Origin of the sequence: Halobacillus aidingensis (assembly GCF_900104185.1) — a bacterium.
Lineage (GTDB): Bacteria > Bacillota > Bacilli > Bacillales > Halobacillaceae > Halobacillus > Halobacillus aidingensis.
Genome location: NZ_FNIZ01000022.1, coordinates 1 through 17,687, shown reverse-complemented (window position 1 = coordinate 17,687; position 17,687 = coordinate 1). Strand labels below are relative to the sequence as shown.

The 17,687-nt window shown below is 41.8% G+C and carries 16 protein-coding genes; 13 read left to right on the top strand and 3 right to left on the bottom strand.

The window, feature by feature from the left end:
• The 6 genes from dnaG to BLS23_RS17190 all read left to right on the top strand — a co-directional run bounded on the left by dnaG (position 1) and on the right by BLS23_RS17190 (position 5,964).
• Positions 1-1,812 (top strand): DNA primase, encoded by a 1,812-nt coding sequence (gene dnaG / locus BLS23_RS17215; RefSeq protein WP_089654289.1) that lies wholly within the window; start codon positions 1-3, stop codon positions 1,810-1,812.
• 37 nt (positions 1,813-1,849) lie between these two features.
• The gene (gene rpoD, locus BLS23_RS17210) at positions 1,850-2,983 is read left to right on the top strand and encodes an RNA polymerase sigma factor RpoD (RefSeq protein WP_089654288.1); all 1,134 of its coding nucleotides are present in this window, start codon (positions 1,850-1,852) and stop codon (positions 2,981-2,983) included.
• 78 nt (positions 2,984-3,061) lie between these two features.
• Complete coding sequence (locus BLS23_RS17205; protein ID WP_089654287.1) at positions 3,062-3,595, top strand: hypothetical protein; 534 nt, start codon at positions 3,062-3,064, stop codon at positions 3,593-3,595.
• 108 nt (positions 3,596-3,703) lie between these two features.
• Complete coding sequence (gene cccA, locus BLS23_RS17200) at positions 3,704-4,072, top strand: cytochrome c550 (RefSeq protein WP_089654286.1); 369 nt, start codon at positions 3,704-3,706, stop codon at positions 4,070-4,072.
• Positions 4,073-4,141: 69 nt separating this feature from the next.
• The gene (locus BLS23_RS17195) at positions 4,142-4,849 is read left to right on the top strand and encodes a tRNA (adenine(22)-N(1))-methyltransferase (RefSeq protein ID WP_089654285.1); all 708 of its coding nucleotides are present in this window, start codon (positions 4,142-4,144) and stop codon (positions 4,847-4,849) included.
• The gene (locus BLS23_RS17190) at positions 4,846-5,964 is read left to right on the top strand and encodes a Nif3-like dinuclear metal center hexameric protein (RefSeq protein WP_089654284.1); all 1,119 of its coding nucleotides are present in this window, start codon (positions 4,846-4,848) and stop codon (positions 5,962-5,964) included. Before BLS23_RS17195 ends, BLS23_RS17190 begins: the two co-directional genes overlap by 4 nt.
• A 35-nt stretch (positions 5,965-5,999) precedes the next feature.
• Here BLS23_RS17190 and BLS23_RS17185 read toward each other — a convergent pair whose 3' ends face one another.
• Complete coding sequence (locus BLS23_RS17185; RefSeq protein ID WP_089654283.1) at positions 6,000-6,956, bottom strand: 4-hydroxy-3-methylbut-2-enyl diphosphate reductase; 957 nt, start codon at positions 6,954-6,956, stop codon at positions 6,000-6,002.
• Between the two features lie 175 nt (positions 6,957-7,131).
• On the opposite strand from BLS23_RS17185, the gene BLS23_RS17180 reads away from it, so the two are divergent.
• Together BLS23_RS17180 and BLS23_RS17175 are read left to right on the top strand one after the other, a co-directional pair.
• Positions 7,132-8,451, top strand: coding sequence for a DEAD/DEAH box helicase (locus BLS23_RS17180; protein ID WP_089654282.1), 1,320 nt, complete (start codon positions 7,132-7,134; stop codon positions 8,449-8,451).
• A gap of 15 nt (positions 8,452-8,466) precedes the next feature.
• Positions 8,467-9,360: a deoxyribonuclease IV gene (locus BLS23_RS17175; protein WP_089654281.1), complete on the top strand. Its 894-nt coding sequence runs from the start codon at positions 8,467-8,469 to the stop codon at positions 9,358-9,360.
• A gap of 490 nt (positions 9,361-9,850) precedes the next feature.
• On the opposite strand, the gene BLS23_RS17170 is transcribed toward BLS23_RS17175, so the two are convergent.
• Entirely contained in the window at positions 9,851-10,135 is a 285-nt protein-coding gene (locus BLS23_RS17170; RefSeq protein ID WP_089654280.1) for a DUF2624 domain-containing protein, read from the bottom strand.
• Between the two features lie 190 nt (positions 10,136-10,325).
• On the opposite strand from BLS23_RS17170, the gene BLS23_RS17165 reads away from it, so the two are divergent.
• A complete protein-coding gene (locus BLS23_RS17165; RefSeq protein ID WP_089654279.1) occupies positions 10,326-11,054 on the top strand; it encodes a transglycosylase SLT domain-containing protein in 729 nt (242 codons plus the stop codon).
• A 115-nt stretch (positions 11,055-11,169) separates the two neighbouring features.
• The gene (locus BLS23_RS17160) at positions 11,170-11,742 is read left to right on the top strand and encodes a DUF4190 domain-containing protein (protein ID WP_089654278.1); all 573 of its coding nucleotides are present in this window, start codon (positions 11,170-11,172) and stop codon (positions 11,740-11,742) included.
• 34 nt (positions 11,743-11,776) lie between these two features.
• Here the strand turns inward: BLS23_RS17160 and ispG are convergent, their stop codons facing one another.
• Positions 11,777-12,901, bottom strand: coding sequence for a flavodoxin-dependent (E)-4-hydroxy-3-methylbut-2-enyl-diphosphate synthase (ispG, locus tag BLS23_RS17155; RefSeq protein ID WP_089654277.1), 1,125 nt, complete (start codon positions 12,899-12,901; stop codon positions 11,777-11,779).
• Between the two features lie 250 nt (positions 12,902-13,151).
• Between ispG and BLS23_RS17150 the strand changes: the two genes are divergently transcribed.
• From BLS23_RS17150 to BLS23_RS17140, 3 genes are all read left to right on the top strand, one after another.
• Complete coding sequence (locus BLS23_RS17150) at positions 13,152-13,772, top strand: NfeD family protein (protein WP_089654276.1); 621 nt, start codon at positions 13,152-13,154, stop codon at positions 13,770-13,772.
• A 93-nt stretch (positions 13,773-13,865) separates the two neighbouring features.
• Entirely contained in the window at positions 13,866-15,650 is a 1,785-nt protein-coding gene (locus BLS23_RS17145; RefSeq protein ID WP_089654275.1) for a methyl-accepting chemotaxis protein, read from the top strand.
• A gap of 196 nt (positions 15,651-15,846) precedes the next feature.
• On the top strand, positions 15,847-17,484 hold the full coding sequence (locus tag BLS23_RS17140; protein WP_089654346.1) for a Na/Pi cotransporter family protein: 1,638 nt from the start codon (positions 15,847-15,849) through the stop codon (positions 17,482-17,484).
• Positions 17,485-17,687: the final 203 nt, after the last annotated feature.

The following is a 17,687-nucleotide window of genomic DNA, read 5'->3' as shown; positions in this document are numbered from 1 at the left end:
ATGGCTGGACATATTCCAGAAGAAAAAGTCGATGAAATCAGAAGGTCAACGGATATTGTAGAAGTGATCGGCAATTACGTCGATTTGAAGAAACAAGGCAGGAACCATTTCGGCCTTTGTCCTTTCCACGGGGAAAACACTCCTTCCTTTTCCGTTTCTCAAGATAAGCAAATCTTTCATTGCTTTGGTTGTGGAAAGGGAGGGAATGTCTATACCTTCCTGATGGAGATTGAAGGGTTTAGTTTTATCCAGGCACTAAAACAACTGGCTGAGCAGACTGGTATCGACCTTCCTGATCAATTATCTGAAGAGGCCCCGTCAGAAAAGAGCCAAGAATCCCAGGCGATGCTTGAAGCCCATCAATGGTTGACTAAATTATATCATCATTTGTTAAAGAATTCCAAAGATGGTCGGGAAGCTTACCAATATTTAATCGACCGTGGTTTTACGGATGAAACGATCCAAAAATATCAAATTGGATATTCCCCGGATTCTAAGGACTTTGTCGTTACATTCCTTGAAAAGAAAGGGTATCATCCACAGACGATGGTTAAAGCAGGCTTGCTCAGTACCAATGATCATGGAGAATATGCGGACAGGTTCCGTGGGAGAGTCATTTTTCCACTCAGGAACCATTTAGGAAAAACCGTGGCTTTTGCGGGAAGGTCTCTCGGACAACAGGAACCTAAATATTTAAACAGCCCGGAGACAGAACTTTTCCATAAGGGGCGTCTGCTTTATAACTTCGATCTCGCCCGTTCCGCCATTCGAAAAGAAAAAACGGTCATCCTGTTCGAAGGTTTCGGAGATGTCATTTCTGCTGACCAAGCAAATATCCATCATGCCGTAGGTACGATGGGGACATCTTTATCAAGCATGCAGGCGAACCTTTTGAAGAAATACGCAGAGCAGATCATCATCTGCTATGATGGTGACCGCGCAGGAATCGAAGCAGCTGTCAAAGCCGCGAAACTCTTAAAAAGTGTAGGTTGTCAAACTTACGTTGCTCGTGTCCCTGATGAGCTCGACCCAGATGAATTTATCCAAAAGTATGGCGGGGACCGATTCAAACGGGAAATCATTGATACGAGTGATACGTACATTTCCTTTATGATGAATTACTTGCGAAGAGATTATAATCTGCAAGTAGAAGGAGATCGCATCACTTATATCGAAAAGGTATTACAAGAGATTGCAGGGCTTGACCGTGCTGTCGAACGAGAGCACTACCTGAATGAAATCGCTACAGAATTTCAGCTCTCCGTAGAAACTCTGAAAGAAGAAGTTCAGCGGATTCGATCACAAAGCGGTGTAAAGGATAAGGAGCCTAAGAACCGATATACTAATGATACAAGGCAGCCAACGGTTCAAAAAAAACTTTTACCCGCTTTTCATAATGCAGAAAGAAAACTGATTGCGTATATGTTGAGAGATCCATATATCGCTGATAAAGTTCAAGAGGAAATCGGAGGAGCTTTCAATATTGAAGACCATCAGGTCATTGTCACCCATCTTTATGCATATTATGAAGACGGCAATGAATCGGATATCAGTCAGTTCGTCGAGATGATTGAAGATGCTTCCATCAAAAATTTGGCGATCGAGCTTGCAATGGCACCTGTCAGCGAAGAAGTTTCTGATCAGGAAATCCACGATTACATCACAAGGATTCGATCAGAACAGTGGGATCGAACGGATATTAGAAACCTTGAATCTGAGTTGAAAAAGGCTGAACAACAAAATGAGCCGATCAGAGCAGCAGAAATTGCGATGGAAATCATCAAGCGCAAGAAAGAATTGAAACACCACTAGGTAGAGTTTGTATAGATTGTTGGAAGGAGGGGGACTTATGGCAGATAAGCAACAACAGCCATCACGTTCTAAAGAAAATGAGAATCAAACAGAATTAACACTTGAGCAAGCGAAAGAGCAAGTGGTAGAGTTAGGGAAAAAACGAGGGATCCTCGCATATGAAGAGGTAGCGGAAAAACTATCGAGCTTCGAACTGGACTCTGATCAAATGGATGAATTCTATGAACACCTGAATGAACAAGGTGTAGAAGTAATCGGGGATTCTGAATCAGATCCAAGTATGAAGCAATTGAATAAAGAGGAAGAGTTCGATCTTAATGACTTGAGTGTACCCCCTGGAGTCAAAATCAATGACCCTGTACGTATGTACCTCAAAGAAATCGGTCGAGTGAACCTGCTTTCTGCCAAAGATGAAATCAGTCTTGCTCAACGTATTGAGAATGGCGACGAAGAAGCTAAGCGTGATTTAGCGGAAGCCAACCTGCGACTTGTTGTAAGTATCGCTAAAAGATATGTAGGCCGAGGTATGCTTTTCCTTGATTTAATTCAAGAAGGTAACATGGGTCTGATCAAAGCAGTAGAAAAATTCGATTATCGTAAAGGTTACAAATTTAGTACCTATGCGACTTGGTGGATTCGCCAGGCGATTACAAGAGCAATCGCTGACCAAGCTCGTACGATTCGTATCCCTGTACACATGGTAGAGACAATTAATAAACTTATTCGTGTCCAGCGTCAACTTCTTCAGGATCTTGGTCGTGAACCAACGCCGGAAGAGATTGCACAGGATATGGACCTTACTCCAGATAAAGTCCGTGAAATTTTGAAGATTGCTCAAGAACCGGTATCCTTAGAAACACCAATCGGGGAGGAAGATGATTCTCACTTAGGTGACTTCATTGAAGACCAGGAAGCGACATCTCCTTCAGATCACGCAGCTTATGAACTGTTGAAAGAACAGCTTGAGGATGTCCTTGATACATTGACAGATCGAGAAGAAAATGTACTCAGACTCCGATTCGGTTTGGATGATGGACGTACAAGAACACTTGAAGAAGTAGGGAAAGTGTTTGGGGTAACTCGCGAGAGAATCCGTCAAATCGAAGCGAAGGCTTTGCGTAAACTCCGCCACCCAAGCCGGAGCAAACGTTTGAAAGACTTCATGGAATAAAGATTCTTCCGACTCAGGGGTCGTTTCGCAAATGGATGCGGGAGGGCTCCTGAGTTATCTTTTCTTTGGGAGGCTGCTATGAAACATGAAAGGACAAAAACCATCGTTGATGAAATCAGGTACTGGAAACAAAATCATTTGCTTCCAGATGAATATTGCAATTTCTTGTTAGCGCTTTATACTCAAGGGGAAGGTCAGGTGAACGAAGAGAGCGCTAAAGGTGCACAAAGCCCCGCCTTTTATATGTTCATGGCAATGAATGCTTTTTTGTTACCCCTTTCATTTCTTGTCATTTATTTTACTGAAATGGGAATCATAATGCAAACAGTGGTTTTGTCGAGTTTTGTAATCGGGGTATGGATTCATATTCGTTGGTTACAATATAAAAAGTCGGACTGGCTTTTTATTCCGCTTCTCAATGGTGCGTTAATTCTTCTGCTTTTGACCGTTCACCTTAATCAAAATATGATAGGTCTGGGGCTGGCCTTTTACATAACGCTCACTTTAAACTTTACCTTGTGGATTTATCTTGGATGGTTTTGGAAGGTGAAAATGCTTTTTTATTCAGGTGTCATTGGCTTCATTTTTTTAATTATTTACATTGTTTCATAAGTTTTCACATGATATCTCTTTAATAAGTAACGGTTTTCAAGTAAAATAAATATAGTCGAATAGACACGAAAATTCTATATGAGGGAATACATAAGGAGGTTGCAACAAATGAGAAAGAACCCTGTGATTCCATTCGCAATTATCGCTGTGCTGGGGATCGTCGTTATGATTGTCGTATCTGCAGCTGGGATTAATCAACGCGAAGCTATTCAGAATGAAGAAGAGGGCGGCGGTGAGAAGCAAGAAGAAACCGCAAGTGCAAGTCCTGAAGAGTTGTATCAGAACCAATGTGCAAGCTGCCACGGTGGAGACCTTGGCGGGGGAGCTGGCCCTAACCTTCAACAAGTAGGAAGCCGCTATTCAGCTGAAGAAATTAATGACATCATCGTAAATGGTAAAGGTTCTGCCATGCCTGCTGGTCTTTACACAGGAGAACAAGCAACTAAATTGGCCGAATGGCTTGCTGAAAAGAAATAACAATAAGAAGAAGAACGAAAAGCTTTCTGGCCAATCAGAAAGCTTTTCTTTTATGAGAGGAAAGAGTCTATGAATGTAAATCAATTATCTCAACGTTTAGCACTTGTTGCCGACTATTTACCGAAAGGGGCCCATTTTGCGGACATCGGTTCGGATCATGCCTATCTTCCGTGCTTTGTATGTTTGAATGATCCGGAAGCAAGAGCTGTGGCAGGTGAAGTGAATCAAGGCCCATATGATAGTGCAAAAAACGAAGTGGAAAAACATAAGCTTGAGGATCGTATTGATGTCCGTCTCGGTGACGGCCTCGGAGTTGTTGATCCTGGAGAAATAAAACAGGTTGTCATTGCTGGAATGGGTGGACCTTTAATCCGTGATATTCTTGAAGGAGGAAAAGATAAGCTTTCTGAAGTCAATCGAATTGTCGTCCAACCCAATATCGACGCAAGATCTCTTAGAAGGTGGTTCTTCCAACATGACTATACACTTGTCGATGAGACAATTGTAGAGGAAAGTGGGCACATTTATGAAATCCTTGTGGCAGAAAAGGGAGACCCTTCCTCCTGTTACCATCAGCAAATCATAGAGAAGGAAATGTGGCTGGGGCCGTTTTTATTAGAGAAAAAAACAGAGGCGTTTATCCAAAAATGTAAAGAGGAATGGAAGAAGAAACAATATATTGTGAAACAGATGAAGCGAGCGACTTCTCCTGATGAAGAGAAATTGAAACAACACCAAAAGGAAATGGAATGGTTAGAGGAGGTATTGCAATCATGAATCGAACATACACAGCCCAGGATATCATCCGTGAATTTGAAAAATGGTCACCCAAGGGGTTGGCTTTTGAATGGGATAATGTGGGCCTCCAGGTTGGCACCCTCAATAAACCGGTGAAAAACATCATGGTTACCCTGGATGTTTTGGAGAATGTTGTAGACGAAGCGATTGACAAAGAAGTGGATTTAATCATTGCCCATCACCCTCTGCTTTTTGTCAAATTGAATCAAATTAATTTGGATACACCTAAAGGGAGAATTGTCCAAAAACTGATTAAACATGACATCACGGTTTATGCTGCTCACACGAATCTTGATATTGCCAAAGGCGGTGTGAATGATGTTATGGCTGAACTGATCGGAGTAACGAATTGTCGGCCGCTGATCGAAACAGGAAGCGACTCTCTCGTAAAGCTTACCGTTTTCGTCCCTGAAAACCATTCAGATGAATTACGGGATGCGATTAGTGAGGCAGGTGCAGGGCATATCGGTCATTACAGTCACTGTACGTATCAACTTTCGGGACAAGGGACATTCAAACCGGAAGCTGAAACGAATCCGTATATCGGTGAACAAGGAAAACTTGAAATCGTGGATGAAAAACGAATCGAGACGATTGTTCCAAAATCACGCCTATCCGGAGTCTTGAAAGCGATGGAAGAGGCTCATCCTTATGAGGAAGTCGCCTATGATGTTTATCCATTATTAAATGAAGGTGAATCAATGGGGGCAGGGCGTGTAGGAGAACTCGTAAACCCTGTGACTTTAAGGGAATTCGTCGAGCTGATCAAGAAGGAATACGATGTCCCTCATGTGCGTGTATCTGGTAATATGGATAAAAAAGTGAAGAAGGTAGCTCTTCTTGGAGGCAGTGGTGAAAAATACATTCATAAAGCCAAGAGAAGTGGGGCCGATGTTTATATTACCGGAGATATGACTTTTCATATGACACAAGATGCCATGGAAATGGGGCTTTCCGTCATTGACCCCGGTCATCACGTTGAAAAAGTCGTCTGTCCGAAAGTAAAACGGTACTTGGATGAGAAGTGTAATAAAGATGGAGATTTGAACATTTTTGTTTCCAAAGCGGAGACGGAGCCCTTTACAATTGTATAAAAAAAGGATGAAAGCTAGAGCTTTCATCCTTTTTTCTATCTCTTCACTTTTTTTCTGGCACGGACGGGCGGCAGAATCTTTTTCTGCTCAACTTTTGACTCGCGAATCCATGTGCTATCATCATTATGATCGAACTGTTCGATGAACTTAATGACTTCTTTTGTTATAGGAGTTGGAGTTGAAGCGCCCGCTGTAACGGCTACTTTCTCGACACCCTCCAACCACTCTAATTGAATTTCTGTTACATCAGCAATGCGGTAAGCCGTTGTACCAGCTTTTTCCATAGAGACTTGGGCAAGTCGATTGGAGTTGTTGCTCATCGGGTCACCAACAACCAGCGTTAAATCTGCTTCGCCTGCTTGTTCGGAAACAGCTTCCTGACGTACCTGGGTTGCCATGCAAATCTCCTGCTGTTTTTCGAGTTGCGGATACTTTTCTTTCGCTTTTTCCATAACATCATAGACGTCCCACTGACTCATCGTCGTTTGGTTAGTAATCATCAATTTGTCATGATCAATGTTGAGTTCTTCCACATCCTCTTCCGTTTGGACGAGATGGACTTTACCTGGTGCTACGCCCATAGCGCCTTCTGGTTCCGGGTGTCCTTTTTTTCCTACGTAAATGACTTCAAATCCCTCAGCCACTTTTTTTCTAATCAAGTTGTGAGTATTGGTCACATCAGGGCAAGTGGCGTCTAAAACGGTGAGACCTTTCGCTTTCGCGCGCTCCTTTACTTGAGGAGAAACACCGTGAGCGGTAAAAATAACCGTTCCATCATGAATGCCTTCTAACATGTCGGTGCGATTTTTTCCATCAACAGTAATGATTCCTTCTTCCTTAAAGGCGTCGGTTACATGTGAGTTGTGGACAATCATACCTAGTATATATATAGGACGTGGCAGATTCGGGTCTTTAGCTGCGTTTCGAGCAATGACCATTGCATCTACTACACCATAACAATAACCGCGAGGGGCGATTTTAATGACTTCCATTGATTAACGTCCTCCTCTATAAATCCAATCCAATAACTTTAAAGATACCATTATCATTATAAAGGGTAAAGGGAAAGATGACAAAGAAAGACGTTCTAAGACAAGGTTATCGTGCAATTTACCTTCAGCTCTATTATAATAAGGAAGGAACATTTTACATTAAAGGAGAACGGTTATGAGTAAGCACACATTTGATCAATATGCCATCACTTCTACAGTCAGTCGAATTGTAGAGGGATTAGGCTTTAAAAAACCCACCCCCATTCAAAAGCAGGTACTGCCTGCAGCCTTGAGAGGGGAGAGTCTTATCGGACAGTCCCATACAGGATCAGGTAAGACCCATGCCTATTTACTTCCATTGTTCAATCAGATGGATGACGAGGCAGACCATGTACAGTTTGTGGTTACAGCGCCCACAAGAGAGTTAGCCATCCAAATTCAGGATGAAGTAAAAAAAGCAATTCAAATGGCTGGAAAAGAAGAGGTTTGGCGTTCAAAACTCCTCATAGGTGGTACGGATAAGCAAAAAATGGTCGGAAAACTATCTTCCAGACCTCCTCACATTGTCGTCGGAACACCGGGTCGTATTTTAGACATGGTTAAAGAAGAGGCGATTGATCTTTACCAAGCCAAAGCGTTTGTGCTGGATGAAGCAGACCTGATGCTGGATTTAGGCTTTATTGAAGAGGTAGACCAAATTCTTGTACGGATGGACCAGGATGTACAGATGCTCGTCTTTTCAGCGACCATTCCAGAACGACTGCAACCATTCTTAAAGAAATATTTGACGAACCCTACACACATCCAGATTGAAGATGACAAACCATCACCAGAAACGATGGAGCATCGACTAGTCCCGCTAAGACATAAAGACCCGGCCGATGTGATTGTTGAAATATCGAAGGCGATCCAGCCTTATTTGGCCATCATTTTTACAAATGGCAAAAATCATGCCGACGAGCTAGCTGGTGAATTGATGAACAGAGGTCTTGAAACAGGAATTCTTCACGGTGGGCTTTCACCAAGAGAAAGAAAAAGAATGCTTAAAGAGTTGCAAAACTTGCGCTATCAATATATTGTAGCCACAGATCTTGCTTCACGAGGGATCGATATTCAAGGCGTCAGTCATGTCATCAACGCCCAGATGCCGAAAGAAGAAGAATTCTACATTCACAGAGTCGGACGAACAGCTCGAGCTGGAATGCAAGGAACGGCTATTAATTTGTATAAGGAATCCGACCTTCCTCTCATTCAGAAACTCGAGAAAAAAGGACTTACTTTTGAATTTTATGAAGTAAAAAACGGTGAATGGAAAGAAACAAATGCCTACAACGAGCGACAGAACCGTGAACGACATGCTTCCGATCTAGAGAAAAAAGCAAAGCAGATGGTACGGAAACCGAAGAAAGTGAAGCCTGGTTATAAGAAAAAAATGAAGCAACAGACAGATAAGAATATGAGAAAGCTGAAACAGAACCGTTTCAAGAAGAAATAAGAAAGGGTAGATCTTATGTTGAAGATTGGGTCACACGTTTCAATGAAAGGGAAGAAAATGCTGCTGGGCGCTAGTGAAGAAGCAACTTCCTATGGTGCGAGCACATTTATGATCTATACAGGAGCCCCGCAAAACACAAGGCGCCGTCCCATTGAAGAGTTGAACATTGAAGCAGGGACGGAGCATATGAAAGCGAATGGCATCAGCGACATCGTGGTCCATGCTCCTTATATCATCAATATTGGCAATACAACAAAGCCGGAAACGTTCCAGCTTGGTGTTGATTTTTTAAGAAATGAAATCGAACGTACAGAAGCTCTCGGAGCAAGGCAAATCGTTCTTCACCCAGGGTCGCACGTTGGACAAGGGGTAGATAAAGGTTTACCAAAAATCATTGAAGGTTTGAACGAAGTCCTTCATAAAGACCAAAAGGTTCAAATTGCCCTTGAAACGATGGCGGGGAAAGGCTCTGAAATCGGGAGAAGTTTCGATGAGTTGGCAAAGATCATTGATGGGGTGAACCTTAATGAGAAATTATCTGTCTGCATGGATACGTGTCACATTCATGACGCAGGTTACAATGTGATTGAGGACTTCGATGGCGTCTTAGATGAATTTGATAAAGTCGTCGGGATCGATCGTCTGAAAGTCATTCATGTAAATGACAGTAAAAATATCCAAGGGGCAGCCAAGGACCGTCACGAGAACATCGGGTTCGGCCATATCGGTTTTGATGCTCTTCATAAAGTCATTCATCATCCGACCTTGAAAGATCTACCAAAAATCCTTGAAACACCATATGTAGGGGAAGATAAGAAAAATAAAAAGCCTCCGTATCGCTATGAAATTGATATGGTCAAAGAAGGCGTATTTGACGAAGGTTTAAAAGATAAAATCATGCAGCAATAAAGAAGGAGCCCTTGTGCTCCTTCTTTTTTTCGTTAGTCATTAAAGTAAATGGCAGGGTTCTTGAAGCGTCAGTTTCGAGATGTTTCTGGGTACGTTGCCGTGTTGGGTGTCAGGGGTGGCTGTGCCCTTATCCGAGGAGGAATGTCTTTTACAATTCCTGATCTATAGTAATAAAGCGCACTATAGCAAGCTTTTTTTATCCAGAATAGCGATTATGGAACTTCATATAGCTCTACTTTCCTTGTGAGTAAAAGCAACTTATTCCAGGGGTGGTTTCGAGGCACTTATATGGTAAAGGAGCGGAGGGGAATGGGAGACCTCTAGGGGAAAAAAAGTGCTTGGTGAGACCCCACAGGACGCAGTCCGAGGAGGCTCACCAAGCTCCCGAGGAAAGCTAGCCATTTGCCGCATCCCCCATCAAACTCAACAAAAGTCTCGAAACTGAGACCTCAATAAAAGGAAGCTTTTGTTGAATTAATATGGGGGTAAGTTATTTTAACCAATGCTCAACACCGTATTCTTTGGACATTTTCATGAGCAATTTATATACAGATCTTGCCGTATCTTTTGATGTGATTTTCGCGAGTTTGCTGAACATGCGCTTTCTTCCATCAGGGTCGAAGGGGTTATCCTTGTTTTTCTTTAAAGCTGTGACAATGGCAGCAGCTTCATCCTTAGTTATTGGGATTTGATATTTCTGACTATAAAAAAGTAGTTCTTTTACGGTTAACTGTTTCAATTTCTGGGTAATTAACTGTTGTGCCACATTCTTCATAGGCTTATACTCCCTCTCACCGTATTTACTACACCATATGAATGTTGAGAAGGATTTGTGTTTTTAAAAAATTATGTCTATAAGTGTTTCAATTGAATTACATATACCAATCGGTTAGTATAAGCCAATGGGTTCAGTGTGGTACTAGTCAAAAGTACCAATGTGCAGAAAGTGAAGGAGTGAAACAAATATGAAGGAACAAAAACCTAATTGGACAACGGGTATTGCATTGATTCTCGTTGTGGCGGCATTCTTTACTATAAACCAATGGAACCAAAAGCAGGAAAAAGCCCTGGCTGATCAAAAGCAGGAATTGAAAAATAAAAATGAAAAGCTATCCAAGGAAATTGAGCGGCTACAGTCCACGAATGATTATTTGAAGGAACAGCCTTCAGCAGCAGAAGAAAAAAATGGGTATCATACGTGGCCGGAAATTGAGAAAAAGGCAGACCGTCTCGTAAAAGAAAGTGATGGGAATTTCAAAAAATCCTGGGCCATGTACCTGGTTAAGGAAGCAGAGCGCTATAAAATCAACCCTTTTCTTGTTTATGAGTTACTGAAAGTGGAAACAGGAGGAACCTTTGATCCTGAGCTCGTGGGACCTGAAACGAAATATGGACATGCTTATGGGATGTCACAATTTATGAAAAACACGGCTCCTTGGATTGCTGATATGGCTGGCTTACCTTATGAAGAAGAGTTGCTTTTCGACCCTTATTATTCCATGCAATTATCATTAGTTTATTTAGATTTCTTACAAAACAAATACGATAATTGGGACGAAGCACTCACAGCCTATCACCGAGGTATGGGCGGCTTGAATGAATATAAAGAAGAAAATGGACATGCCGAAAGCTGGTATGCAAAAGAAATTCAAGAGAAAGCAGAAAGTCATACGACCGTAGTATTAGCGAATTGATTGTAACCGTCTGACGTGATGTCAGGCGGTTTTTTACCATCAAATCCCTCATGTAATTTCTTGGACTCTCCATATAATAATCATGATTCTTCAAACAGAAAGTGAGGGTATTCTAATGCATGATCCGAAAGATACTGTTGAGAATCATAAAACACAAAAGGCCCCTGAGCATGGGGATGAAATAGAACAAGTGCATGTTGAAGCTGTTGATGAACATGACGAACCTTCGACAGAACAAGTGTTGAACGAAGCTTTTGAAGAAATTCAAGACCATGATTTACGACAAGAACCTGGTAACAGCGAAGCCAGAGCTTCTGACTTTGATGACGTTGTCGCCGTTGATAATCACGGTCGTGAATCAGATGAGCCTGTTTATGGCGATAGTTATGAGGAAGAGTTCGCTCAGGAAGCGGCCATAGGGCCGATCGATGAGCCAATGAATAACGAAGAAAAAGAAACAACAATGGAAGAAGAGGAAGATGTAAAAGTGGGGATGGGCTGGTTGGGATTATCCGCCGCGATCCTTTCTTTCTTTTTTGCTCCGTTAATTCTCGGTGCGGCCGGGATTGTTCTCGGGATCATTGGTAAGCGACGCGGAGCCGATACACTAGGGAATATGGCGATTATTGTCAGTATCGTTTCCATCGCATTTTCATTATTCTTCGCCCCGATTTATAACTTGATATAAACAAAAAGGTGACCCTGATCAGGGTCACCTTTTTTTAGGATTGTTCTTGCTCTTGTTTTAGTTTCTCTTTTTCTTTACGCTCTTTTTCGTAGTGTTCTTCTGCCAATTTGTCGACTTCTTTCTTCAGTTCATCGACCATGATGTCTTCAGGTACTTTACGGATGATCTCCCCATGACGGAAGAGTAGACCTTCCCCGCGGGCACCGGCAATCCCAATGTCTGCTTCTCTCGCTTCACCTGGACCATTGACTGCGCAGCCGAGTACAGCTACTTTAATTGGTGCTTTAATGGTTTGGATATATTCTTCAACCTCATTGGCGATAGAGATCAAGTCAATCTCAATCCGTCCACAAGTCGGGCAGGAAATTAATGTCGCAGCATTTGATGCAAGACCGAATGATTTGAGAAGTTCTTTCGCTACTTTTACTTCTTCCACAGGGTCAGCACTTAAGCTGATCCTTACGGTACTTCCTATCCCTTTACTCAAGATGGCACCAAGTCCGGCAGCACTTTTTACTGTACCTGCGAAAAGGGTTCCTGATTCAGTGATTCCCAAGTGAATTGGATAGTTGAAAGCTGCAGCAGCTTTTTCATACGCTTCAATCGCCAATTTCACGTCAGAAGCTTTAAGGGACACAATGATGTCATGAAAATCAAGGTCCTCGAGAATTTTGATGTGATGCAAAGCACTCTCGACCATTCCGTCTGCGGTCGGGTAACCGTATTTTTCAAGGATATGGCGCTCGAGAGAACCTGCGTTGACTCCGATTCGGATTGGAATGCCTTTTGCTTTGGCTGCTTTCACGACTTCTTCGACTTTTTCGCGTTTCCCGATGTTCCCAGGATTAATACGAATCTTATCTGCTCCACCTTCAATGGCCTTCAGAGCTTTTTTATAATCGAAGTGGATGTCAACAACCAGTGGGATATTGATGCGTTTTTTAATTTCAGGAATGGCGTCAGCAGCTCGATCATCCGGGCAAGCCACTCGGACGATCTGACATCCGGCTTCCTCTAGACGCTTGATTTCAGCGACTGTTGCTTCTACATCGTGTGTTTTGGTGGTGGTCATGGATTGGATAACAACCTCATCCGATCCACCTATCGTAACGTCTCCGACTCTTACGGGACGAGTATCTTTTCTGTGCGTAATTGCCATTAATATCGCTCCTTTGTATATTCACAAAAAGGTATGCAAGATGAATTCCAATCTTCATTATAAGGGCTATTTTTATAAATGAGAAGTCAGGAACCTTAAATATGCACATTTGTGAGTTAAATTTGTGTAAACTCATAAATGTTGTCATCATTATATCATGGGGTTAGTGGAGAAAAAATAATTGTAACTTTGAAACAAAAGGACATCTTCGGACGTACATATAGTAATTAAGGAGAGGATGTGAACCATCATGTTTACTTATGATTGGATCGCTTTATTTATTACTTTTCTCGGTACTATGTTTTTAATAGGGGAATTACTCGTTAACATGCGTGGAGTGTTTGCGATTATCGGTTTCGGCTTTATAACTGTCTATTTTTCAGGTTATCTTGAAACAGAAATGTTCATCGTCATGATGCTCGTATATTTTCTGGGAATCATTCTTATGATTATTGATGGGAAACTATTGAATGATGGGACACTGGCGGTAATTGGTGCTGTAACGATGATTATTGCTGTCGGCTTCAGTGCACCTAATTGGGTAGCGGGTTTGTACAGTGTAATAGGGGTTATTTTAGGTGGAGCGGCTTCTTTGCTGTTCTTGAAAGTTTTCAAGCACAGAAAGATGTGGTCGAAAATGGCTCTCAATGACCAACTTTCCACAGAAATGGGGTACAATTCAATGAATGAAAAGTACCAATACTTACTTGAACAACAAGGAGAAGCACTAACAGATATGAGACCTGTAGGTACGATAAAAATTGAGGATGAAGAATACAGTGCTGTTTCAAACGGCCAGTGGATTACCTCCGGGGATAAAATTAAGGTCGTGAAAGTAGATGGTACAAAAATCCTGGTCAAGAAGTTGTGAAATTACCAAACTTTAAAAAAACGTTAACAATCCCTTAACACTCTGTCGTCATACTTTGTTTGTGCAATCAATCAAAGAGATGGAGTGTTTTTTATGAAAATAGGGATACGATTCAAGCCGGTGGCGTTAAAAGTGCTATGGTCTCAAATCAACTTGCAAATAAGGCTGACAGCCATCGTTTGTGCTCTCGTGCTTATATCAGTTTCCATGATTGGTTTCTTCTCTTACATGAAAGCTAAAGAAAATCAAATGGATTTGGTTCAGGATCGCCTGGAACGCGAGTTGTTAATGGCTCAGGATGTAGCAGAACAATTGATGTACGCCTTCGTTGGAGACCAGGAAGAATTCACAAAACGCATGGAAGGATACTCAAATTCTCAACAGGCGCAAATTCAACAAGATGGTTTGTCCTCTGAAGCTTATCTCATTAATAACGAGGGAATCTATTCGTACCCTACAATGGATGAAGCGCCTTTTCCTGAACCTCTTGCGAAGGAACTTCTGAACAAAGAGAATGGTACAGAAACCGTGCAGTTGGATGGGAAAGGTTTTGTGTTATCTTACGCACCTGTCCAAGAATTACAAGGAATTTATGTTCTTGGAGTCCCAGAGAGGGATTTTATGAGTGGAGTGCGCCAAATGGCCATGTACACATTGATATTAGGTCTCATTACCATAATAGCGATTGGTATAATTGTTTATTTGGTTGTAGGGAAAATCGTTCATCCAGTGAAACAGATGCAACGTGTTATGAAGCAAGCGAGAAATGGGGTTCTTAGTGAAGCAAGCTCCATTAATACAAGCCTTCCTGAGATCCAGTCGTTAAGAAAAAGTTATGAAGAGCTTATACATAAAATTGCGGAGATTCTATCTTCCCTTCAAGGGGCTGTTGTTCAACTTGAAAAGGGAGGAGAACAGATGGATGATTCCTCTCGGGAGTTGAAGCTTGTCCATCAGGATTTAAGCAGAAGTGTGAATCAAGTCCAGGAGGAAAGTAATCAAACTTCAGAATATATGGACAGCCAAAAAGAAGTTTTCGATGAATTGAATAGGGTATTCGGTCAGATACACCAAACGTTGGAAAACCTTTTTGGAGAACAGGAACGAATGAATGAAGCTGTTCAAGTGGGAAATGGAGGAGTGGAGCAGGTCGAACAATCTTTCCACAGTTTGAGAAAAGAAATTCAAGAAATGACTTCAAAAATCGAATCTTTTCAAAATTACATGTTGAACATCCAGGATTCGGGAACCAAAATACAAAATATTGCAGAGCAGACGAGAATGCTTGCATTGAATGCTTCTATTGAAGCGGCTCGTGCCGGACAGCATGGAGAAGGATTCGCCGTAGTGGCCCAAGAAGTTAGACGACTGGCGGATCGGTCCAGAACAGCAGCTGTTGATATTGATCAGCGGATGAAGGATGTCATGTCTCTCGGAGGAGATCTTTCCACACAATTTGACCGAATGGAAAGAGAAATTCAGGAAAGGCAGCTGCAAATGGATATCTCAAAAGATGCCTTCAGGAATTTATCGGAAGGAATGAGTACATTTAATTTACAATTAGAGTCCACTAAATATCAGTTAAAAGAAGGCAAAGAGGTTATGCCGCGTATGGAAAATGTGATTGAAGGCATGAAAGAAGTTACATCAAATCAGTCGCGTTCAACAGGGGAATTAGTAGAAACTTCTAACCGCCAACAAATAACGATGCAAACCTTTGATGCTTTTACTACTGATCTGATAGGACTTACCCAAGAGCTCTCCCTTATTATTGCTTCCAATCAATTTGAAAAGGAAGAATTCAAAGAGGAACAATCCCAAGGAGATGTAAAAGAAGAATATAAAGATACTTCTACAATAAATGAGAAGGCTTCATAAAAGGTCCCTATGAGGGCCTTTTTTTATCGGAAAATTCAAATAACACACTACGGTTGTGTTGGTATTATGCGAATGTAAATTTAATGTTAAGATTCATGAATTGCCTTTACAAAAGCTTTTTCCATGGTTAATATGAGTGAGGTTGTTTTAATAAAGAGAAAAATGATGAAACTTGGATGAAGAAAGGGTGGAGAACATGGAAATCGATGTGCAACAGATGATATTTGAATTCATCGGTGGACTCGGTATCTTTCTATTCGGCTTAAAGTATATGGCGGATGGACTACAACGTACGGCGGGAGATCGTTTGAGGGAACTGTTAGACCGCTTCACGAGCAATCCATTTATGGGTGTGATCGCGGGTACAGTCGTTACGATTCTTTTGCAGAGTAGTAGTACGACAACCGTACTGACAGTTGGTCTTGTCAACGCAGGATTCATGACATTCAGACAAGCGATTGGTGTTATTATGGGTGCCAACATTGGTACCACCATGACCGCATTTATTATTGGTATAGATATTAAAGCTTATGGATTGCCAATCCTTGCCGTTGGTGCTTTCTTGCTATTCTTTTTCAAAAGTAAAAAAGTTGCGAACTTTGGTCAGACCATCTTTGGTCTAGGTGCTTTGTTCTTTGGACTTGAAGTAATGAGTGGAGGAGTGAAGCCACTTCGATCATTACAGGCTTTCCAAGATTTGACGGTAAGTATGAGTGATAACCCTATTTTGGGTGTTATTGTAGGTACCCTATTCACGGTTATCGTACAAAGCTCCAGTGCAACAATCGGAATTTTGCAGACGTTGTTGGGAGAAGGACTTGTGGATTTACAAGCAGCTATTCCTGTATTGTTTGGAGATAATATCGGTACAACAATTACAGCAGTTCTTGCTTCCATAGGTGCAAGTGTCGGCGCGAAGCGAGCTGCATTTGCTCACGTCATATTCAATGTGTTAGGTGCTACCGTATTCTTGATTTTCCTAGTTCCATTTGAAAGATATGTGAACTGGTTACAAACGAGTATGGATCTAGAGCCTGAAATGACAATTGCCTTCGCTCACGGATCCTTTAACATTGCTAATGCGGTTGTACAATTCCCGTTTATTGCAGTCCTCGCATGGATTGTCATTAAACTGGTACCAGGGAAAGATTCAGAAATTGACCATAAACCACAGCATTTGGATCCGATCTTTATTGAACAATCTCCATCCCTTGCCTTAGACCAAGCAAAAGAAGAAGTTGTTCGTATGGGTGAATATGCTTATAAAGGTCTTGAAGAGACAAGCCTTTATTTGAACAATAAACAGCAAAAGCACTCTGAACTTGCCATGCAGATTGAAGATGCTTTAAACAACCTTGATCGTAAAATAACAGATTATCTCGTGGATCTTTCTCAAGCTTCTCTTTCGGATGAGGAAAGTCATAAGCATTCGGCACTAATGGATTCTGTCAGAGATTTAGAACGTATTGGTGACCACTTTGAGAATATCATTGAGCTGATCGATTATAAGAACTCAAATAAAGTGAACCTTACCCCTCAGGCCATTGAGGATTTGAATACAATGTTTGACCTTACGCTAATGACCGTCAAGCAGGCGACAAGATCTCTTGAAACGATGAGCCGCGAAGAAGCATTGGCCGTCGTCCAAAAAGAGAATGAGTTGGATCGTATGGAACGTAGTTACCGTAAGAAACACATCATCCGTTTGAACGAAGGTGTGTGTACAGGACAAGCAGGTATTGTATTTGTAGACATGATCAGCAACTTAGAACGTATCGGTGACCATGCTGTGAACATTGCTGAGGAAGTATTGGGAGAAAAGGAAAGTCTATAAAGGAAAAAGGCGGCTGACACAGCCGCCTTTTTTTGTTTAACGGATATGTAATATAAAAAATGTTATTAAAGAATATGGCAGGATTGTGGAAGACTCAGTTTCGAGACTTTGGGGGTTCGTTTGCCGTGTTGAGCGTTAGGGGTGGCTGGGAAGCTACTCGCTTTCCTGTGGGGGAGTGGCAAGCTTCCTCGGACTTCGTCCTG

Excerpts from the sequence above, each read along its gene's own strand:
- dnaG (WP_089654289.1), top strand. The coding sequence starts at position 1 with ATGGCTGGACATATTCCAGAAGAAAAAGTCGATGAAATCAGAAGGTCA.
- rpoD (WP_089654288.1), top strand. The coding sequence starts at position 1,850 with ATGGCAGATAAGCAACAACAGCCATCACGTTCTAAAGAAAATGAGAAT.
- BLS23_RS17205 (WP_089654287.1), top strand. The coding sequence starts at position 3,062 with ATGAAACATGAAAGGACAAAAACCATCGTTGATGAAATCAGGTACTGG.
- cccA (WP_089654286.1), top strand. The coding sequence starts at position 3,704 with ATGAGAAAGAACCCTGTGATTCCATTCGCAATTATCGCTGTGCTGGGG.
- BLS23_RS17195 (WP_089654285.1), top strand. The coding sequence starts at position 4,142 with ATGAATGTAAATCAATTATCTCAACGTTTAGCACTTGTTGCCGACTAT.
- BLS23_RS17190 (WP_089654284.1), top strand. The coding sequence starts at position 4,846 with ATGAATCGAACATACACAGCCCAGGATATCATCCGTGAATTTGAAAAA.
- BLS23_RS17185 (WP_089654283.1), bottom strand. The coding sequence starts at position 6,956 with ATGGAAGTCATTAAAATCGCCCCTCGCGGTTATTGTTATGGTGTAGTA.
- BLS23_RS17180 (WP_089654282.1), top strand. The coding sequence starts at position 7,132 with ATGAGTAAGCACACATTTGATCAATATGCCATCACTTCTACAGTCAGT.
- BLS23_RS17175 (WP_089654281.1), top strand. The coding sequence starts at position 8,467 with ATGTTGAAGATTGGGTCACACGTTTCAATGAAAGGGAAGAAAATGCTG.
- BLS23_RS17170 (WP_089654280.1), bottom strand. The coding sequence starts at position 10,135 with ATGAAGAATGTGGCACAACAGTTAATTACCCAGAAATTGAAACAGTTA.
- BLS23_RS17165 (WP_089654279.1), top strand. The coding sequence starts at position 10,326 with ATGAAGGAACAAAAACCTAATTGGACAACGGGTATTGCATTGATTCTC.
- BLS23_RS17160 (WP_089654278.1), top strand. The coding sequence starts at position 11,170 with ATGCATGATCCGAAAGATACTGTTGAGAATCATAAAACACAAAAGGCC.
- ispG (WP_089654277.1), bottom strand. The coding sequence starts at position 12,901 with ATGGCAATTACGCACAGAAAAGATACTCGTCCCGTAAGAGTCGGAGAC.
- BLS23_RS17150 (WP_089654276.1), top strand. The coding sequence starts at position 13,152 with ATGTTTACTTATGATTGGATCGCTTTATTTATTACTTTTCTCGGTACT.
- BLS23_RS17145 (WP_089654275.1), top strand. The coding sequence starts at position 13,866 with ATGAAAATAGGGATACGATTCAAGCCGGTGGCGTTAAAAGTGCTATGG.
- BLS23_RS17140 (WP_089654346.1), top strand. The coding sequence starts at position 15,847 with ATGGAAATCGATGTGCAACAGATGATATTTGAATTCATCGGTGGACTC.